We start from the raw sequence: 16,597 nt of genomic DNA, 5'->3' as shown, positions 1-16,597 counted from the left end.
CGGTTGACCGACCGGCCCGCTGGTCCCGGGGCCCCGGCCCGTGGGCTCAGCCGGCGAACGGAGGCTGGGCGAGGCCCTTGCCCGCTCCCGGGACCACCAGCAGGGAGCCCGAGAGGGGGTGCGGGGTGTCCGTCCCCGTACGGGCCGTGGTGATGTAGAGATCGGTGAGGTCGGGGCCGGCGAAGGCACAGGCCGTGGGGCGGGGGGTGGGCAGGGTGATGACGCGGTCGAGGGTTCCGGCCGGGGTGTAGCGGCGGACCGCGCTCCCTTCCCAGAGGGCGACCCAGACACAGCCCTCGGCGTCGACGGTGAGGCCGTCGGGGAAGCCGCCGCCGTCCTCGATGGTGACGAACGGGCGCCGGTCGACGGGCAGGCGAACGCCGTCCCCGGTCTCCGCGTAGTCGAAGACGTCGATCCGGCGGGTCGGCGAGTCGATGTAGTACATGAGCCGGCCGTCCGGGCTCCAGCCCGTGCCGTTGCTCACGGCGACGTCGTCGAGGACGGTCGTGGTGAGGCCCTCGGCGGTGAAGCGGGCCAGGGTGCCGCCCCCTGGGGCCTCGTCGTAGCGCATGGTGCCGGCGAAGAGGGAGCCGTCGGGGGCGACGGCGGCGTCGTTGGCGCGACGGCCGGGAACCGGCTCGTGGTGCAGCCACCGGAAGGTGCCGTCGGGGTCGGTCAGGCCGACGCCGTCCCGCAGGTTCAGCACGAGGCCGCCGCCGGCGCGGGGCTTGACCGCGCCGATGTGCTGCTCGGTGACGAGGACCGAGCGGCGGCCGGAGGCCGGGTCGTAGGTGTGGACCCGGGAGCCGAGGATGTCGATCCAGATCAGGCGCTGGGCGGCGGGGTCCCAGGTGGGGCCCTCACCGAGGGCCGCGTACTCGCGGACCGCGACCTCGTACCCCGAGTGACTCGTGTGACCCGTGGGGGCGCTCATGCCACGCTCCGGTGGCCGAGGCGCTCGGACAGTTCCGCGGCACCCTTGGCGGCGAGCTGCTCCAGCTCGATCCGGCGCTCCTCGCTCCAGCGGATCATGGGGACGGAGATGGAGAGCGCGGCGACGACCTTGCCGGCGCGGTCGCGCACCGGCGCGGCGACACAGGAGACGTCCGGGTTGGACTCGCGGTTCTCCACGGCGAGACCCCGCTCACGGATCCGGGCCAGGGCCTCGCGCAGAGCGGCCGGGTCGGTGATGCTGTTGGGGGTCATGGCGACCAGGTCGGCGTCGTCCGGGATCCGGGCGGACAGCTCGACCTCGGGAAGGGAGGCGAGAAGCATCTTGCCGACGGAGGTGCAGTGCGCCGGGAGGCGGCGGCCCGCGGCGGAGACCATGCGGACGGCGTGCGTGGAGTCGACCTTGGCGATGTAGATGACGTCGGTGTACTCCAGGATCGCCACGTGCACCGTCTCGTCGCAGGTCTCGGCGACGGACCGGGCCACCTGCTGGCCCTCGGCGGCGAGGTCCAGCTGCTCGGCGTAGCGGCTGCCGAGCTGGTACGGGCGGACGCCGAGGCGGTAGCGGCCGGGCTGGCCCTGCACCTGGACGATGTAGCCGCGGGCGGCGAGCGTGGTGACCAGCTCGTGCACGGTGGTGCGGGGCAGTTGAAGTCTGCGCACGATGTCGGGGGCGGACAGTGTGCCGTCCCCGTCCAGGAAGAGCTCCAATATGTCGAGCGCCCGGGTCACGGCAGGTACGAGGCGTCCCACGGCCGGCCCCCTTCCTCTGTCAGTCGGTTACGTCTGCGGCGGTGTTCGAAATTTCAACGGTCGATCGGCATGACGAACACAGGCTAGTCATAGTGCGTTGACCGGGCAATAACCACGAACGATCGAGCGAGGGGGGAGGGGCCGGGGGGTGCGTTGTCGGGTGCGGGCGCGTGGGGGCTGCTCGCGCAGTTCCCCCCGCCCCTGAAAGACAGAAAAGCATGGGCGCAGCCCCTGCTTTTCAGGGGCGCGGGGAACTGCGCGAGAAGCCCCACCGGAGCCGCGCCCGCCCACCGAACCCGCACCCCCGAGCTGTCAGGCGCCCCCGGTCACCTCCGCCCGCGCGGATCCCCCAGCTCCCCCCGCAACCGCTGCGCCCGAAGCACCAGCTCCAACTCGAAGCGGCGATCGGGATCATCGATCTCGTCACCCCAGAGCTCACGTATCTGGCGAAGGCGATACCGCACGGTTTGCGGATGCACACCCAGTCGTGTCGCAATCTCCGGCGCTCCGCCCCGGGTCTCCAGCCACGCCAGCAACGTCTCCGCAAGCCGGCGGCCGTGCGTGGGACCGCAGTGCGCCAGCGGCGCCAGGCATCGCAGCGCAAGGTCGTCGATCAGCTCCTCGGGCTGGAGGAGGACGAGGGCCTCGGTGTGCTCGGTGCAGTGCAGCACCTCCCCGCCGGGCAGCAGTCGGCGTTCCATCAACCGCACCGCCGCCTCCGCCCAGCGCAGCGACTTCGCGGCGTCGGCCAGCGGCACCGGCGGGCCGATCGCGCCGGACCAGCCGGTCAGCGCGCGGTGCAGCAGCTCGGGGCGGCCGGCCGCGTCCGGTTCGGGGACGACCATACGGGGCTGCTCGTACTCCATGTCGAGCAGGACGCTCTGGCCGACGGCGGGCGCCATGGCCTCGCGGGCCGGGCGTAACAGGACGCCGACCGCGACCTTCTCCGGGAGGGTCCAGCCGATCCGGGCCGCGCGTTCGGCGAGCGCGTCGGCCGGGTCGCCCCGATGGTGCTCGGCGAGCAGCAACTCCATCAACCGGCGTTGCAGTCGCAGCCGCTCGCCCGCCTGCCGGGCCGCCGCCTCCGCGTAACCGCGCACCGACTGGTCCACCAGACCGTCCAGATACTCGTACCCGGCGTCGACGAGCTCGTACATCGCGGGCGGCGGGATCTGTACGCGCTGGCCGATCTCCGCGAAGCGGCGCCAGGCGAGGCGTACGCCGAGGCGGTAGATCGCCTGGAGCGAGTCGAGGCTGCGGCCGTTGAGGCCCTCGCCGCGCCCGAACTCCTGGAAGACACCGGGAGGGACGCGCGGGCGGCCCTCGGCGGTCTCCAGGTGCTGCACGAAGACCTCGATCGCGCGGCGGATGCCGATGAGGGCCATCGGTTCGCCGGAGTCGTCGAGGACGACGGGCAGGTGCGGGTACTCGCGGCGGATCTCGCCCAGGATCTCCTCGGCGAGGGCGGGCGCCTCGGCCATGGCGATCGCGGCGAACTCGCGCACCTGGAGCCGCGGTACGTCGTGCCAGGCGGAGCGGACTGTGACGGTTCCCGGGGTTCCGGTCACCCCTCAGCGCTCCCGACCGGCGTTCTCGTAGGTGATGAGCGGCGTGTTCGGCTGGTCCGGCGTCGCGTCGAGCAGCGCGACGACACCGAGCGCGGCCCCCACGGCGAGAGCGGCGGCGGCCGCCATGGTCAGCACGGCGGCGAGCAGTCTGGACATCGCAGGGTGAGCCTCTCGGTCGACAGGTCGTCCCCACCCAGGGCACCCCGCACGCGCACGTCGACGGGACCGACGGGCGGTCCCCCGGCCGACACCCCGTCCAGGCCGTCGGCTCCGGCCCAGTGTCAGCAATGCATTGACACTGCGTCAAGACTCCGCCTACGGTTCCCGGCCCATACGCAACCCGTCGGTAGCACGATGCGCAGCCCCTGCCCCGCCCCCTGCTCCGCCCTCTCCGCACGCGCACGTTCCCCGGGCGTGGCCTCCGCCCCGCGCCTGCCCGAGCCGCACCTCCCAACGCCAACTGGAGTGCCCGGATGCGCCGTACAGCCTCACCGTTGTCCCTGGCCCTGCTGGGCCTCGGCACCTTCCTGCTGGTGCTCGCGCCGCTGCTCGCGTGGTACGTGCAGCCACGGGCCGCCGTGAATCCGATCGACATCGACACGACCGCCGTCTACACCGGCACGGGCAGCGTCTTCGACGTGGAGCGGGTGAAGACCGTGCCGGACCAGAAGATCACCGTGACCCAGCGGGTACGCGGCGATGTGGCCGAAAGTGAGCGCAGCGGGGCCGCGGTGTGGGACGTGATCACCTCGGTCGACACCGACCAGTCGCTGCCGGCGGCCGACCCGCACGACGCGCTGGACTTCACCCCGCACCGCTGGGTCAGCGACCGGAAGACCAACCGGCCGGTGCACTGCTGCGACGAGAAGCCGTACATCGAGGGCGAGGCGTACCTGAAGTTCCCCTTCGACGTGCAGGAGCGCTCCTACCGCTGGTGGGACAACACGCTCGGCGCGACGGTGACGCTCCACTACGAGGGCCGGAAGAAGATCCAGGGCTACGAGGGGCTGCGCTTCACCGCGAAGGTTCCGGCCACCCGGACCGGCACCCGCCTCGTCCCCGGCGCCCTCGTCGACGAACCGAGCCGGCCGCAGGTGCTCGCCGAGGAGTGGTACGCCAACCACGGTCTCGAACTCGTCGTCGACCAGAGCACGGGCCGTGTGCTCTACGCGCAGACCGGGCCGCGCCGGACCCTGCGGGCACCCGGCGGCGACGAGGACGCGGCGGTGCTGCTCGACAGCCGGAAGCTCGCGTTCACCCCGGCGACGCAGAAGTTCGCGGTGGAGCAGGCGGAGAAGGACAGCGGACTGCTGCGACTGGTCGGGCGGACGGTGCCGATCGGTGCCGCTGTGCTCGGTTTCGTCCTCGCCGCGACGGGTGCCGTTCTGGTCGTACGCGGCAGGCGGCGCCCTGATACGCCCGAGTCGTCCCAGGATCCGATCACGATATGACAGGGCGTCAGTTCAATAAACCCCGGAAATTGTCACGCCGGTGAGTAGCAGCTTCGTACCGCTGGGCGAAAACTGTCCACCCACCCGAGCACAGCCCACCCACATCCCGCATACAAGCAACATCTCGCCTACAAGCCCCGCCCCGCGTACGAGCGACGTCCGCCATCTCCACCGGACAAGAGACCCGCCCGACCCGCCCGACCCATCCGGCCCCCCGCCCACCGGAACATCCCCCACAGCGAACGTCCTTCTCCCCGCTGAGTTCCGCACCCCGAGACGAGTTGGAGCACCCATGCCCCAGCACGTGCCGTTCTCGCTGGTCGAGGTGTTTCCGCGCCTGGACCAGCACCGTTCGGCAGGCTCCCCACAGCCGCGCCGGATCGTCTTTCTCGCCCGCCGTGACCTCGGTAATCCAGCGGCGGGGGGCTCCGAGCTCCTCGTCGACCGGCTCGCCGACGGACTGACCCGACTCGGCCACCAGGTCACCCTGTTGTGCGGCGGCCCCGCGGCCTACCGCGACTACCGGGTCGTCTCCGCCGGCGGTGACCTGAGCCACCATCTGCGCGCCAAGTCGACCTTCGCCCGTCAGGTCGGCGACTGCGACCTCCTCGTCGAGGTCTGCAACGGCATGCCCTACCTCGCGCCGCTCTGGCACCAAGGCCCCACGATGTGCCTGGTCAACCATGTGCACACGGATCTGTGGAAGCAGCGGTTCGGCGGCCCGCTGGCGCCCGCCGCCCGGCTCGGCCGAAGACTCGAACACTGGTCGCTGACGGCCGCGCAACGCCGGAACCTGCTGGTCGCCGTCTCCTCGTCCACGGCCACCGCGCTCCGCTCGATCGGGGTGGAGCGGGAGCGGATACGGGTCGTGCACAACGGCGTCGAGGAACCCGGGCCGCGTGCCGACCGCTCGCCCGAACCGCTGTTCGTGGCGGTGGGCAGGCTGGTCGAGTACAAGCGGATCGACCTGCTGCTGCGGCTGTGGGAACGGGTGCGGCCGGTCACGGGCGGACGGCTCGTGATCGTCGGCGACGGGCCCGAGCGGGCACGGCTGGAGGCGATGGCCGGGGCCGGTGTCGAGTTCGCCGGGCATGTCACCGAGGAGGAGAAGCACCGGCTGCTGTGCGCGGCCTGGCTGCTGCTGCATCCGTCGTCGGTGGAGGGGTGGGGGCTGGTCGTCACGGAGGCCGCCGTGCGGGAGACCCCCTCGGTCGCCTTCGACGTGCCCGGGCTGCGGGACTCCGTGGTGGACGGGGAGACCGGGGTGCTCGCCCGGGGGGAGTCGTCGTTCGCGGCGGCCTGGTGCGCGTTGGCGCTGTCGACCGATCGGCGGGTGCTGATGGGGAAGGCGGCGCGGGAGCGCGCCGCGCACTTTCGGTGGGATCGCACGGTGCGGCAGTTTCGTGCCGTGGCTGCGGAGGCGGTGCGGGGTTGGTCTCCTTGAGCGCCAAAGGGGGTGCCTCGACCGGCCGTCGGCGGCTGCGGGTTGTCCGTGGCTGGTCGCGCCCACGCGGCGGAGCCGCACCTGTCACAGCCCCGCGCCCCTTGAGTACCGGTGGTCACAAGGATCCCTCGCTACGCCGCTCCCTCACCCTCTTTCGGGCCTTCATGCGCGAGCAGGACGATCCCGAGTGCTGCTACTCCCTGCTCGCCCGGGATGCCGTCGATCAGGTGGAGGCGTACGGCGGGAGGGCCGTCGACGGGCTCACCGTGGTCGATGTCGGCGGTGGGAGCGGGTACTTCACCGAGGAGTTCCGAAGGCGCGGCGCGCAGGCGTATCTCTTCGAACCGGATCTGCGGGAGTTGGGGACGAAGCCGCCCGACGGGGCCGTCGTCGCCGACGGGTATCTGCTGCCGCTGGCCGACGGGGTCGCGGACGTCACCTTCACCTCCAACGTGCTGGAGCACGTCGCCGATCCGCCGACCTTCATCAGCGAGCTCGTCCGGGTCACCCGGCCCGGCGGGCTGATCTACGTGTCGTTCACGAACTGGCTGTCCCCATGGGGCGGTCACGAGTGGGCGCCCTGGCACTACCTGGGGGCGGAGCGGGCGCGGGCCCGCTATCGGCGCCGTACGGGTAAGGACGCCAAGCACACCCTCGGCGAGAACCTCTTCGCCGTGCACATCGGACGCACTCTGCGGCAGGTGCGCGGCCGGGACGACGTGACGGTCGTGTCGGCGCGCTCCCGCTACTGGCCGTTCCTCGCGGAGACCGTCGTGAAGGCGCCGGGCCTGCGTGAGTTCGCCACCTGGAACCTCCTCCTCATCCTCCGGCGGTGTCCACCATGACGAGCACGGTCCAGGCTCCACCTCCCGCGCCGGTACGGCCGCCGGGCACGACCGAGGGACCCCCTCCCGGGGGACCTCGGTCACGGCGCTGGCTGCTGGGGTTCTGGGCCGTGGTGTTCGTGCTGCTGGTCGCGGCGCAGCCGGGGCGGCAGACCTTCGACACCAAGCTCGGGGTCACCACCGATCCCTGGCAGTTCGTCTCCGACCTGGGCCAGTTGTGGCACGACCGGGGCGGGTTCGGCGGCATCCAGGACCAGTACGTCGGCTATCTGTGGCCGATGCTGCCGTACTACGGGCTCACCGATCTGGTCGGCCTGCCGGTGTGGCTGGCGGAGCGGCTGTGGTTGTCGCTCATCGTGTCGGTGGCCTTCTGGGGTGCGCTGCGGTTGGCCGAGCGGCTGGGGGTGGGGAGTTCCGCGTCCCGGCTGCTCGCCGCCTCCGCCTATGCGCTGTGGCCGGTGTTCACCACCGTCGTGGGATCGACCTCGGCCGCCGCGCTGCCCGGGGCTTTCCTGCCGTGGGTGCTGCTGCCGCTGACGGACGAGCGGTACAGCGCACGGGTGGCGGCCCTGCGGTCGGCGCTGGTCATCCCCTTCATGGGCGGCGTCAACGCCTCGGCGACCCTGGCCTCGCTGCTGCCCGTCGGCCTGTATCTGCTCACCCGGACACCGGGGCCCAGACAGCGCGGACTCATCGCCTGGTGGGTGCCGGGGGTGATCCTGGCGACCGCGTGGTGGGTGGTGCCGCTGCTGCTGCTCGGCTTCTACGGGGAGAACTTCCTTCCGTACGTGGAGAGTTCGCAGACCACGACGGCCACGATGTCCGCCACCGAGGCGCTGCGGGGCGCCGGGAACTGGGTGGCGTATCTGAACTTCGGTGAGCCCTGGCTGCCGGCCGGCTGGTCCGTCGCCGCCTCCGTGCTGGTGATCCTGTCGTCGGCGCTGGCGGCCGGGCTGGGTCTGGCCGGGCTCGCGCGGCGGGACATGCCGGAGCGGCGGTGGCTGGTGCTGACCGTGCTGGTGGTCGCGCTGGTCACGCTCGCCGGGTACGGCGGCGCCTTCGGGGCGCCGTTCCACGGGGTGGTCCAGGACTGGCTGAACGGGGGCCTCGCGCCGTTCCGGAACATCTACAAGTTCCAGACCGGGCTGGCGCTGGCGCTGGTGCTGGGGCTCGCGCACCTGGTGGGGGTGGCCGCGCAGGCGCGCGGGGCCCGCCCGGTGCGGGGGCGCCGGTTCGCACCGCTGATCGCCACCGTGCTCGTCGTGCCCGGGCTGCTGTGGCCGTACCTCAACGGGACTGTGCTTCAACCCGGTTCGTTCCGAGAACTGCCCAAGTACTGGCAGGCGACGGCCGATTGGCTGGAAAAGTACTCACCGGACTCGCGGGCGCTGGTCGTGCCGGCCACCGCGCACGGCATCCACACCTGGGGCACCACCGTCGACCAGCCCCTGGACGTCCTCGCGGAGTCCCGCTGGGCGCAGCGCGACTACGTGCCGTTCGGCACCCCCGGCAACCGGCGCGCGATGGACGCCGTCGAGCAGGCCCTGCTGACGGGTGCCGAAGTGCCGGGCCTCGCCGACTACTTGAGCCGGGCCGGACTGTACTACGTCGTCGTCCGCAACGACCTGGACCCCGACCAGATCGGTGCCGTACCGACCACGACCGTGAAGCGGACCCTGGAGCAGTCGGGGTACGAGCGGGTCACCGGGCTCGGGCCGGTCATGACCGGCGGGCGGATCGCCGAGGGCACCCCGCTCCAGGTCGAGGGACTGTACGCGCGGCAGCGGGCCGTGGAGATCTACCGGCCCGCCCAGGAGGTGCCGCGTCCCGGGCAGGCCGGGCTGAAGGCGATCGCGGACACGGCTGTCGTCTCCGGTGGCCCCGAGTCGCTGTTGCCGCTGGCCGCCGACCCGGAGCTGCGCGACCGGGCCACCGTGCTGACCGGCGACAACCATCCCGGTCTCGGCACCCCGGCCGTCCAGGTGGTCGGGGACGGGCTGCGCCGGGCGGACACCCGGTTCGGCCTGGTCAACGCCAACACGTCGTACACGTACACGGCGAACGAGCGGAACCCGAGCGGGAGCGTGCAGGACGCCGGTGAGCCGCCGAAGCAGATCCTGCCGGTGTCCGGGCTCGACCATCAGACGGTGGCCGAGCTGCGCGGCGCCAAGGCCGTGACCGCCTCGACCAGCGGCAACTGGCTGTTCCACCTGCCGCAGTACGACCCGGTGAACGCCTTCGACGGCGACCGGGAGACCGCCTGGGCGGAGGGCGCGGCCGGTTCGGCGAACGGGCAGTGGCTGCGGATCGACTTCGACGGCGGCCAGGACATCCCGGAGACGTTCGAGGTGACACCGCTGCCGCAGGACGGGGTGCGGTCGGCGCCGACGCGGATCAAGGTGGAGACCGAGCGGGGCTCGCGCTCCACGAACCTCCAGCCGGACGGCTCCACGCAGACCGTCAACGCCCGCCCCGGCGAGACACGTTGGCTGAAGATCACGATTCTCGACTCGGCGGAGCGGCACACCGGTCTGGTCGGCGCGGGCTTCGCCGAGGTCGACATCCCGGGCGTCAAGGTCACCCGCATGCTGCGGCTGCCGACCGACGCCCAGGACCCCGAGGGCACGGCCGCCTCCGCCGAGGTGGTCTCGCTCCAGCGGGCCGCCGACCCGACCGGCCTCTCTCCCACGGGCACCGAGCCCGGCCTGCACCGCACCTTCGCCACCGGCACGGCGGGGACGTACGAGCTGAAGGCGACGGCCGTGCCCGTGCCGGGCGACGAGCTGGACAAGCTGCTGTACGAGGTCGCCCCCGACCAGCAGACCCGGATGACGGCGACCGCCGACTCCACCGCCTCGCTCGGGGCCGGACTGTCGCCCCGCAACCTGACCGACGGCGACCTGACCACGGCGTGGATCGCGGGCGACGAGCCGACGATCCATCTGAGCTGGAAGGACAAGTGGCCGGTCGGCTCGCTCGTCCTGGCCCCGGCGGGCGGGCTGTCGGCCCGGCCCACCCAGGTCGAGATCAGCTCCCCGGACGGCGCGGTCGTCGCCGGGGTCGACGAGAACGGCTGGGTGCGCTTCGACCCGATCAACACCGACCGGCTCGACATCACCGTCACCGAGACGGCCCCGATGACCGTCCACAACCCCGTCGCCGACGACGACCTGCAACTCCCGGTCGGGCTCACGGAGGCGTACGTCCCGGCCCTCGACCAGTACCGCACACCGCAGCCCGCCCCGACCCGGGACTTCGAGCTGCCGTGCGGCGAGGGTCCGACGGTCGAGGTCGACGGGACCCTGTACGAGACGAGCGCGCGGGGGACCGTACGGGACCTGGTGGAGCGCCGGCCGATCGACCTGACGCTCTGCCAGAACGGGCGCGCGGGCGGCGGGTTGGAGCTGGACGCCGCCGACCGGCACACCTTCGAGTCCGAGGACACGGGCGCGCTGGCCGTCACGACCGTCACGCTCACCCGTGGGACGGTCACCGAACCAGCCGCCTCAGGACGGGAGTTGGGCATACGCGACTGGCTCGGCGACCGCCGCACGGTCACCGTCGGCGACGGCGCGGCCTCCTACCTGACGACGTACGAGAACTTCAACGACGGCTGGAAGGCCACGCTGAACGGCCGCGAGCTGACCCCGGTCAGGCTCGACGGCTGGCAGCAGGGCTGGCGCGTCCCCGGCGGCGCGGGCGGCACGGTCAAGCTGTCGTACGAGCCGTCCGTGACGTACGAGGCGGGGCTGATCGGGGCGGGCGTCGGCCTCGCGGCCCTCGTCGGGCTGGCCCTCTGGCGCAGGCGGGAGCCCAACCCCGACGCGCCGCAGCCGACGCCGCCGGGCCCCGGCCTCTGGCTCGGCACGGTCGCGCTCACCCTCGTCGGCATCGTCATCGCCGGCTTCTTCGCCCTCCTCGTCCCGCTGCTGGCCCTCCTCGCCTGGAAACGGCACACCCTGCTCGTGCCGATCGCCTTCCTGGCGCTGGCGGGTGCGGGGATCGTCGCCGCGTTCGGGGCGGGCGAGCCGGTCGCGGCCGACACGGGCGCGTTCGGCCCGATGGCCCAACTCCTTGCCCTCATCGGCCTGTTCGCGGCGCTGGTGAGTGTGGGCGCGGATGTCGCGACCGCGCCGGAACGGCCCGGCTCCACGCGGGAGTTCGAGCGTCCGCCGGGGGCGGAGGCGGCGACGGAGCCGTTGCCGCAGCGGCGGCGCGTGGGCAGGACGCTGAACGGCGGGCCGGGCGGCGAAGGGGGCGGCGCGGGAAGCGAAAGCGGAGGCGGCGGATCGGTCGCGAGCCCGACGATCTCGGCGCGCGGGCCCGGCGCCCCGCAAGGAGACCCCGACACCCCGACCCGCCGCATCCCCCTCACCAAGCCGAAGTCCAGGGCGACTGAGCCGGAGGACGAGGGCGGTACGGGAAGGGGGGAACCGGGATGACGGCGCTGGACCGGCCCGCGCGGGACGAGGCCGCACCGGGGCCCGTGCGGATCCCCTTCCCGGTGGTGGACGAGGTGTCCCGCCACTGCTTGCAGGAGGAGGAGCCCGAGACCGTCCACATCGAGGTCCACCTGCCCGGCCGGCTCGACCCCGACCGTCTGCGCACCGCCTTCACGGCGGCGCTCCAGCGGCACCCCCGGATCCTCATGCGCGAGGCTCCGGGGCGCTGGTACCGCCGCCGCTACGAGTGGGAGCTGACGCGGGAGCCGGAGGTGGAGGTGGTGACCTTCCTGCCGGCCGGGCCGCACGCGCTGCGGGACGCGCGGACGAGGGCGCTGATCGAAGCGCCCCCGCTGACGCTGTCCCCACCGATCCGCCTGGAGGTGGTGGAGGGCGCGGGCCCGGCGGTGGGCAGCGAGGCCTCGGACGCGGTGGGCCTACCACCGACCAGCCGAACCACGTCTTCCCTAACTGCGGGCAGTCGTGCCGCCACCTCCCCCTCCCCGTCTTCCGTAGCTGCGGGCAATCGTGCCGTTGGGGCGTTGGGGGTCCCCCCGCTCGAGCGCAGCCGAGAGTGGGGGAGGGCGGGCGCAGCGGCACCTCGCACCGCCGAGCAGCGGACCCCACCCCCGGCCGACCCCACCCCCGGGCACCCGAAAACCACCGGCACCGACACCGCCCCCACACCCACCCGCCCCAAAACCCCCGGCACCGTCCTCTTCCTCACCATCAACCACACCGCCCTGGACGGCCCCGCCTGCCTCCGTATCCTCGCCACCGCCGCGCAGCTCTACGGCGGGCAGGACAACGCCCCCACCGCCCCACCCGTCCGCCCCACCCCCGCCCAGGACGAACCACCCCAGGCCGAGACGACGACCCCCTCCAACTGGACCCGCCCCGCCCGCGTCGCCCCCGGCACCCCCGAGCCCTCCCCCGGCAACGGCCTGCTCGTCACCGAGCTGCCCGTCCCCCGCCGCCCGAAGTCCGCCCCCTACACCGTGAACGACCAGCTCATGGTCACCACGGCCCTGATGCTCGCCCACTGGAACCGGGAGCACGGCGCCCACCCCCGCCCCCTCCGCATCACGATGCCGGTGGACGACCGCCCCAGGGACACGGACATGCCGATAGGCAACGGCACCCGCCTGGTCGAAGTCCCCTTCTCGCCGACGGAGTTGAGCCAGAACCACACCCCCCTCACCACGCTCCTGCGCCGCACGGCGGACCGCACCCGCGCCCTGAAATCGCTCCCCCGCCCCCAACTGGGCCACGGGGCCTCACTGTTGACGGCCCCGGTGGTCCCCGTGTCCTGGCGCGCCGCCGTCACCAGGGGCCTGCGCCGGGCCGCCGCGCCCTGGACGTCGACCACCCTGCTCAGCAACATCGGCCGCGTCCCGTACGCGCTGGACTTCGGCGAGGAGGCGGGCCGCGCCCACGCCGTCTGGTTCTCCGCCCCCGCCCGTATGCCCCGCGGCCTCACCGTCACGACCGCCTCTACGGCGGGCCGCCTGCACCTGGCCCTGCGCTGGTCCCGGGCCCTGCTCAGCCACGGCGACGGCGCCCACCTCCGCGACCTCTTCGAGCACTACCTGCACGCGACGGAAGAGGACATCGAGTGATGCCGACCACCTCACCCACCCCCACGACAACACCGCCCCGCGTCAGAGGACTTCGCGACTTCTACGAGGACCCCTCCGTCCCGGTCGCCTCCGGCACCCCCCGCAGCTTCGCCCAGGCCCGCATGCTGGCGGCCGCCCTGGGCCCGGCGGCCCGCACCGGCCCCCGCACGATCCTCGACATCGGCTGCGGCGACGGCACGGCCGCGGCCACCGCCGCGCCCCTCCTCCCGGGTCACCGCATCATCGGCGTCGACTGGTCCCAGGACGCCCTCCGCCGCGCCCGCACCCGCGTCCCGTACGCGATCCGCGGCGAACTGGCCGACGGCGGCCTGCCGTTGCGGTCGGAGTCCGCCGACGCCGTCCTGTTCAGCGAGGTCATCGAGCACCTCGTCGACCCGGACGCGGCCCTCGACGAGATCCGCCGCGTCCTGCGACCGGGCGGCCATCTGATGCTGTCGACCCCCAACCTGGCCGCCTGGTACAACCGCGCCCTGCTGCTCGCGGGCGTCCAGCCGGTGTTCTCCGAGGTGAGCCTGCGCGGCATCCACGGCCGCCCGGGGACGGAGGTCGTGGGCCATCTTCGGCTCTACACCGCCCGCGCGCTACGGGAGTTCGTGGCCGCGTCCGGCTTCGAGGTCGTCCGGCTGCGCGGGGCGCCCTTCCACGGCGTACCGCGTCCGCTGCGTCCACTGGACCGGCTGGCCTGCGCGGCCCCCTCGGCGGCGTCGATCCTGCTGCTGCACGCGCGGAGGACATAGGCGATGTGGTGGGGAGTGGCCGCGGCCCTGTTGGCGAACGCGCTGTACAGCACGGGATTCGTCCTGGAGAAACGGGCCCTCACCGCGATGCCCCAGGTGACGGTCCGGGAGCCGTTCAAACTGTTGCGTCTTGTCGTCGGCAGCCCGCTGTGGATCGCGGGCTCCCTGTCGCTGGCCGCCGGGTTCGCCGCCCAGCTCGTGGTCTACCGGACACTACCGATCGCCGCCGCCCAGGGCATCTTCGTCTCGGGCCTGGTGCTGCTGGTCCTGCTGTCGGCGCGGCTGCTCGGGGAGGAGACGAGCGGCCGGGAGCGGTACGCCCTCGGGGCCATCCTCGCCGCCCTGCTGATGGTGGTGCTGTCCCTGGACGAGGGCACCGACACGGTCAGCCGCGAGGCGCCGTACGCACTGGTCCTCACGATCTGTCTGCCCGCGCTGGCGGCGGGGGTCGGGCTGTACCGGTCCGCCGAGCGGCGCGCCCGGCACCGGCACCGGCTGCCGACCACGGGCGTCGAGTACGGCGTGGCCGTGGGCCTGCTGTACGGCGTCAGCTCGCTCGCGATCAAGGGCGTGTCGAGCCATCTGACGACCAGTGCTCTCGGCGAGGCGGTCGTCGGCCTGCTGCGCTCCCCGTACCCGTACCTCCTGCTGTTCACCGGCGCGTTCGGTCTGGTGCTGTCGCAGGCCGCGCTCCAGCGCTGCCGGGCCTCGCTGATCGTGCCGGTCTGCACGACGGTGACCTGTCTGTTCACGGCCGTGCTCGGCACGCTGTCGTTCGGCGAGTCGCTGCCCGACGATCCGCTGCGGCTGACGCTGCGGCTCTCGGGCACGGTACTGGCGGTCGGTGTGCTGCTCAGCATGCCCAAGCACGACAGTCCCCCGCCGACCTCCCCATCCCCCGCACCCGCCAAGGAGTTGACCCCGCCTTGAACCCCGACGACCCGTTGCTCCAGATCCTGGCGTGCCCGCTGGACAAGGGGCCGCTGCATCTGGTGGTCCACGAGGAGGAGCGCCCCGGCGGCTCCGCTGCCGACGCCGACGCCGCCTCCGGGGCGCCGGAGTCGCTCTACAACCCCCGGCTGCACCGCCGTTACCCGATCGTCGACGGCATTCCGCAGCTGCTGCCGTCGTCGGGCGAGCAGGTGACGGAGGACGAACACGAGGCATTGCTCCGAAAGTTGAACTCATGACCACACTCGCCGCGCGGCTCGCGCCGCTCCTGCCGGACCCGCTGGTCGCCGCGACCGCCCGGCTCGTGTACCCGCGCTTCGAGCCGGAGCTGGCCCGGCTCGACGAGCTGTGCCCGCCGGGGTGCGGCACGGCCGTGGACGTGGGCGGCTGGTACGGCCCCTGGACGCGCCGACTGGCGGCACGCGCCGGGCGGGTGGTGACCGTCGAGCCGGTGCCCCGGCTGGCCCGGCTGCTCGTCTCGTCGGCCCCCGCCAACGTCCGGGTCGTCCAGGCCGCCGCCTCGGACCGGCCGGGCACGGCCCGGCTCTGGCTGCCGCCGGGCGACGACGGGGGGCGCGGGGTGTCGTCGCTGGTCCGCCGGGACATCCACGGCCGTGCGCTGGACGTCCGCTGTGTGACCATCGACGGTCTCGGTCTGACCGACGTCGGCTTCGTCAAGATCGACGTCGACGGCAACGAACTGGCCGTCCTGCGCGGCGCGTCCGGCCTCCTCGTCCGCGACCGCCCGGCGCTCTTCGTCGAGCTGGAGTGCCGTATCCAGCCGATCGCCCCGGTCGTCGACCTGCTCGCGGGCCTCGGCTACGCCGGCTGGGTCCTGCCCGCGAAGACCTGGCGGCGGCTGGACCCGGCCGCCCTGGAGGCCCACCAGGCGCGTACGTCGCACATGGCGTCCAAGGGGCTGCTCCGTCGGGTCCTGCCGTTCTCCGGGCCCCGCTACGTCAACTCGGTGCTGTTCCTGCCGGACGGGCGCCGCCCGGGTGAGCCGCGCGCCGCGTCCGGTGCCGTACGCGACCATGGAGGGCATGTCCTCCGCGAAGCGCCCCGGGCCGGATAGGCCCTCCGGTCCGTTCACCCCGCTCGACTTCCAGCTCGTGCTGCTGCGCCGGATGGCCGACCACAATCCGGGGCTCGTCGAGGACGCCCGGCGCGAGCTGGGCGTCTCGATCAGCGAGATGCGTGAGGCGAACCGACGGTGGCAGGCCATGGCGCGCTCGCCCCGGGCCCGGGGGTCGGCGTCGCGGTACCGGTCGGTGCTGGGCACGCCCGAGTCCGTGACCGGGCGCCGCATCGGGGACCTGGAGTGCGAGGCGTGGCTGTGGCCGGTGCCGCTGTGGGACGACCTCCGGTTCGAGGTGCTGCTGGCGCCGAACGGGGCAGTGTGGAACGAGTGGCTGGTGCGCGCGCCCGGGGCGGCCGGGCCCGAGCCGCGCGCCATGGAGGATCTGGTGCCGTGGTCCTGCACGGTGGACGAGGTGGCACGGGCGTTCGCGCCGGCCCGGCCGATGGAGGGGACGGCGCCCACGCGGTGGGGGTTGCGGTTCGTCGCGCCGGACCGGGACGGGGTGCGGCGGGAGTGTGTCGCGGAGTTCACGTGGGGGTTGTTGCAGAGGGTGGCCTAAGCAGAAAACACCCGGTCACCGCCGGTCGGGTGGCGCCCACTCTCGATCGAACTTCACTCCGACCCGCCCCGAAATCATCCCAAGCAGAAGATTGGCGATCATCCGGCCGTCGGGGGCGCCGACGGGCCTACTGTCCGTGCAGAGTCCTGATCCTCACGGGAAAGATCCTCACGGG

The 16,597-nt window shown here is 73.0% G+C and carries 14 protein-coding genes; 10 read left to right on the top strand and 4 right to left on the bottom strand.

Annotation, left to right across the window (positions count from 1 at the left end; translation table 11 throughout):
- Positions 1–46 precede the first annotated feature (46 nt).
- The 4 genes from P8T65_RS32440 to P8T65_RS32425 all read right to left on the bottom strand — a co-directional run bounded on the left by P8T65_RS32440 (position 47) and on the right by P8T65_RS32425 (position 3,428).
- Complete coding sequence (locus P8T65_RS32440) at positions 47–934, bottom strand: SMP-30/gluconolactonase/LRE family protein (protein ID WP_316728744.1); 888 nt, start codon at positions 932–934, stop codon at positions 47–49.
- Positions 931–1,704 carry an IclR family transcriptional regulator gene (locus P8T65_RS32435; protein ID WP_316728743.1) on the bottom strand — a complete coding sequence of 258 codons (774 nt, stop codon included), beginning with the start codon at positions 1,702–1,704 and terminating at the stop codon, positions 931–933. The genes P8T65_RS32440 and P8T65_RS32435 overlap by 4 nt, the downstream gene beginning before the upstream one ends.
- 326 nt (positions 1,705–2,030) lie before the next feature.
- Positions 2,031–3,272: a helix-turn-helix domain-containing protein gene (locus P8T65_RS32430; protein WP_316728742.1), complete on the bottom strand. Its 1,242-nt coding sequence runs from the start codon at positions 3,270–3,272 to the stop codon at positions 2,031–2,033.
- 3 nt (positions 3,273–3,275) lie between these two features.
- Positions 3,276–3,428 carry a hypothetical protein gene (locus P8T65_RS32425; protein ID WP_184894552.1) on the bottom strand — a complete coding sequence of 51 codons (153 nt, stop codon included), beginning with the start codon at positions 3,426–3,428 and terminating at the stop codon, positions 3,276–3,278.
- 317 nt (positions 3,429–3,745) lie between these two features.
- On the opposite strand from P8T65_RS32425, the gene P8T65_RS32420 reads away from it, so the two are divergent.
- From P8T65_RS32420 to P8T65_RS32375, 10 genes are all read left to right on the top strand, one after another.
- A complete protein-coding gene (locus tag P8T65_RS32420) occupies positions 3,746–4,723 on the top strand; it encodes a DUF3068 domain-containing protein (RefSeq protein WP_316728741.1) in 978 nt (325 codons plus the stop codon).
- Between the two features lie 292 nt (positions 4,724–5,015).
- Complete coding sequence (locus tag P8T65_RS32415; protein ID WP_316728740.1) at positions 5,016–6,167, top strand: glycosyltransferase family 4 protein; 1,152 nt, start codon at positions 5,016–5,018, stop codon at positions 6,165–6,167.
- Positions 6,168–6,331: 164 nt separating this feature from the next.
- A complete protein-coding gene (locus P8T65_RS32410; protein WP_316728739.1) occupies positions 6,332–7,012 on the top strand; it encodes a class I SAM-dependent methyltransferase in 681 nt (226 codons plus the stop codon).
- Positions 7,009–11,454: an alpha-(1->3)-arabinofuranosyltransferase gene (locus tag P8T65_RS32405; RefSeq protein ID WP_316731805.1), complete on the top strand. Its 4,446-nt coding sequence runs from the start codon at positions 7,009–7,011 to the stop codon at positions 11,452–11,454. Before P8T65_RS32410 ends, P8T65_RS32405 begins: the two co-directional genes overlap by 4 nt.
- The gene (locus P8T65_RS32400; RefSeq protein ID WP_316728738.1) at positions 11,451–13,073 is read left to right on the top strand and encodes a condensation protein; all 1,623 of its coding nucleotides are present in this window, start codon (positions 11,451–11,453) and stop codon (positions 13,071–13,073) included. The genes P8T65_RS32405 and P8T65_RS32400 overlap by 4 nt, the downstream gene beginning before the upstream one ends.
- Positions 13,073–13,831: a class I SAM-dependent methyltransferase gene (locus P8T65_RS32395; protein ID WP_316728737.1), complete on the top strand. Its 759-nt coding sequence runs from the start codon at positions 13,073–13,075 to the stop codon at positions 13,829–13,831. The genes P8T65_RS32400 and P8T65_RS32395 overlap by 1 nt, the downstream gene beginning before the upstream one ends.
- Before the next feature lie 15 nt (positions 13,832–13,846).
- Complete coding sequence (locus tag P8T65_RS32390; protein ID WP_316731804.1) at positions 13,847–14,761, top strand: hypothetical protein; 915 nt, start codon at positions 13,847–13,849, stop codon at positions 14,759–14,761.
- Positions 14,758–15,021, top strand: coding sequence for a Trm112 family protein (locus P8T65_RS32385; protein WP_316728736.1), 264 nt, complete (start codon positions 14,758–14,760; stop codon positions 15,019–15,021). Before P8T65_RS32390 ends, P8T65_RS32385 begins: the two co-directional genes overlap by 4 nt.
- Positions 15,018–15,857: an FkbM family methyltransferase gene (locus P8T65_RS32380; protein WP_316728735.1), complete on the top strand. Its 840-nt coding sequence runs from the start codon at positions 15,018–15,020 to the stop codon at positions 15,855–15,857. Before P8T65_RS32385 ends, P8T65_RS32380 begins: the two co-directional genes overlap by 4 nt.
- Positions 15,817–16,422: a hypothetical protein gene (locus P8T65_RS32375; RefSeq protein WP_399101108.1), complete on the top strand. Its 606-nt coding sequence runs from the start codon at positions 15,817–15,819 to the stop codon at positions 16,420–16,422. The genes P8T65_RS32380 and P8T65_RS32375 overlap by 41 nt, the downstream gene beginning before the upstream one ends.
- Positions 16,423–16,597: the final 175 nt, after the last annotated feature.

This window comes from Streptomyces sp. 11x1 (genome assembly GCF_032598905.1).
Lineage (GTDB): Bacteria > Actinomycetota > Actinomycetes > Streptomycetales > Streptomycetaceae > Streptomyces.
Note: the sequence above shows the minus strand (reverse complement) of the source record. Positions and strands in the feature narration are given on the sequence as shown.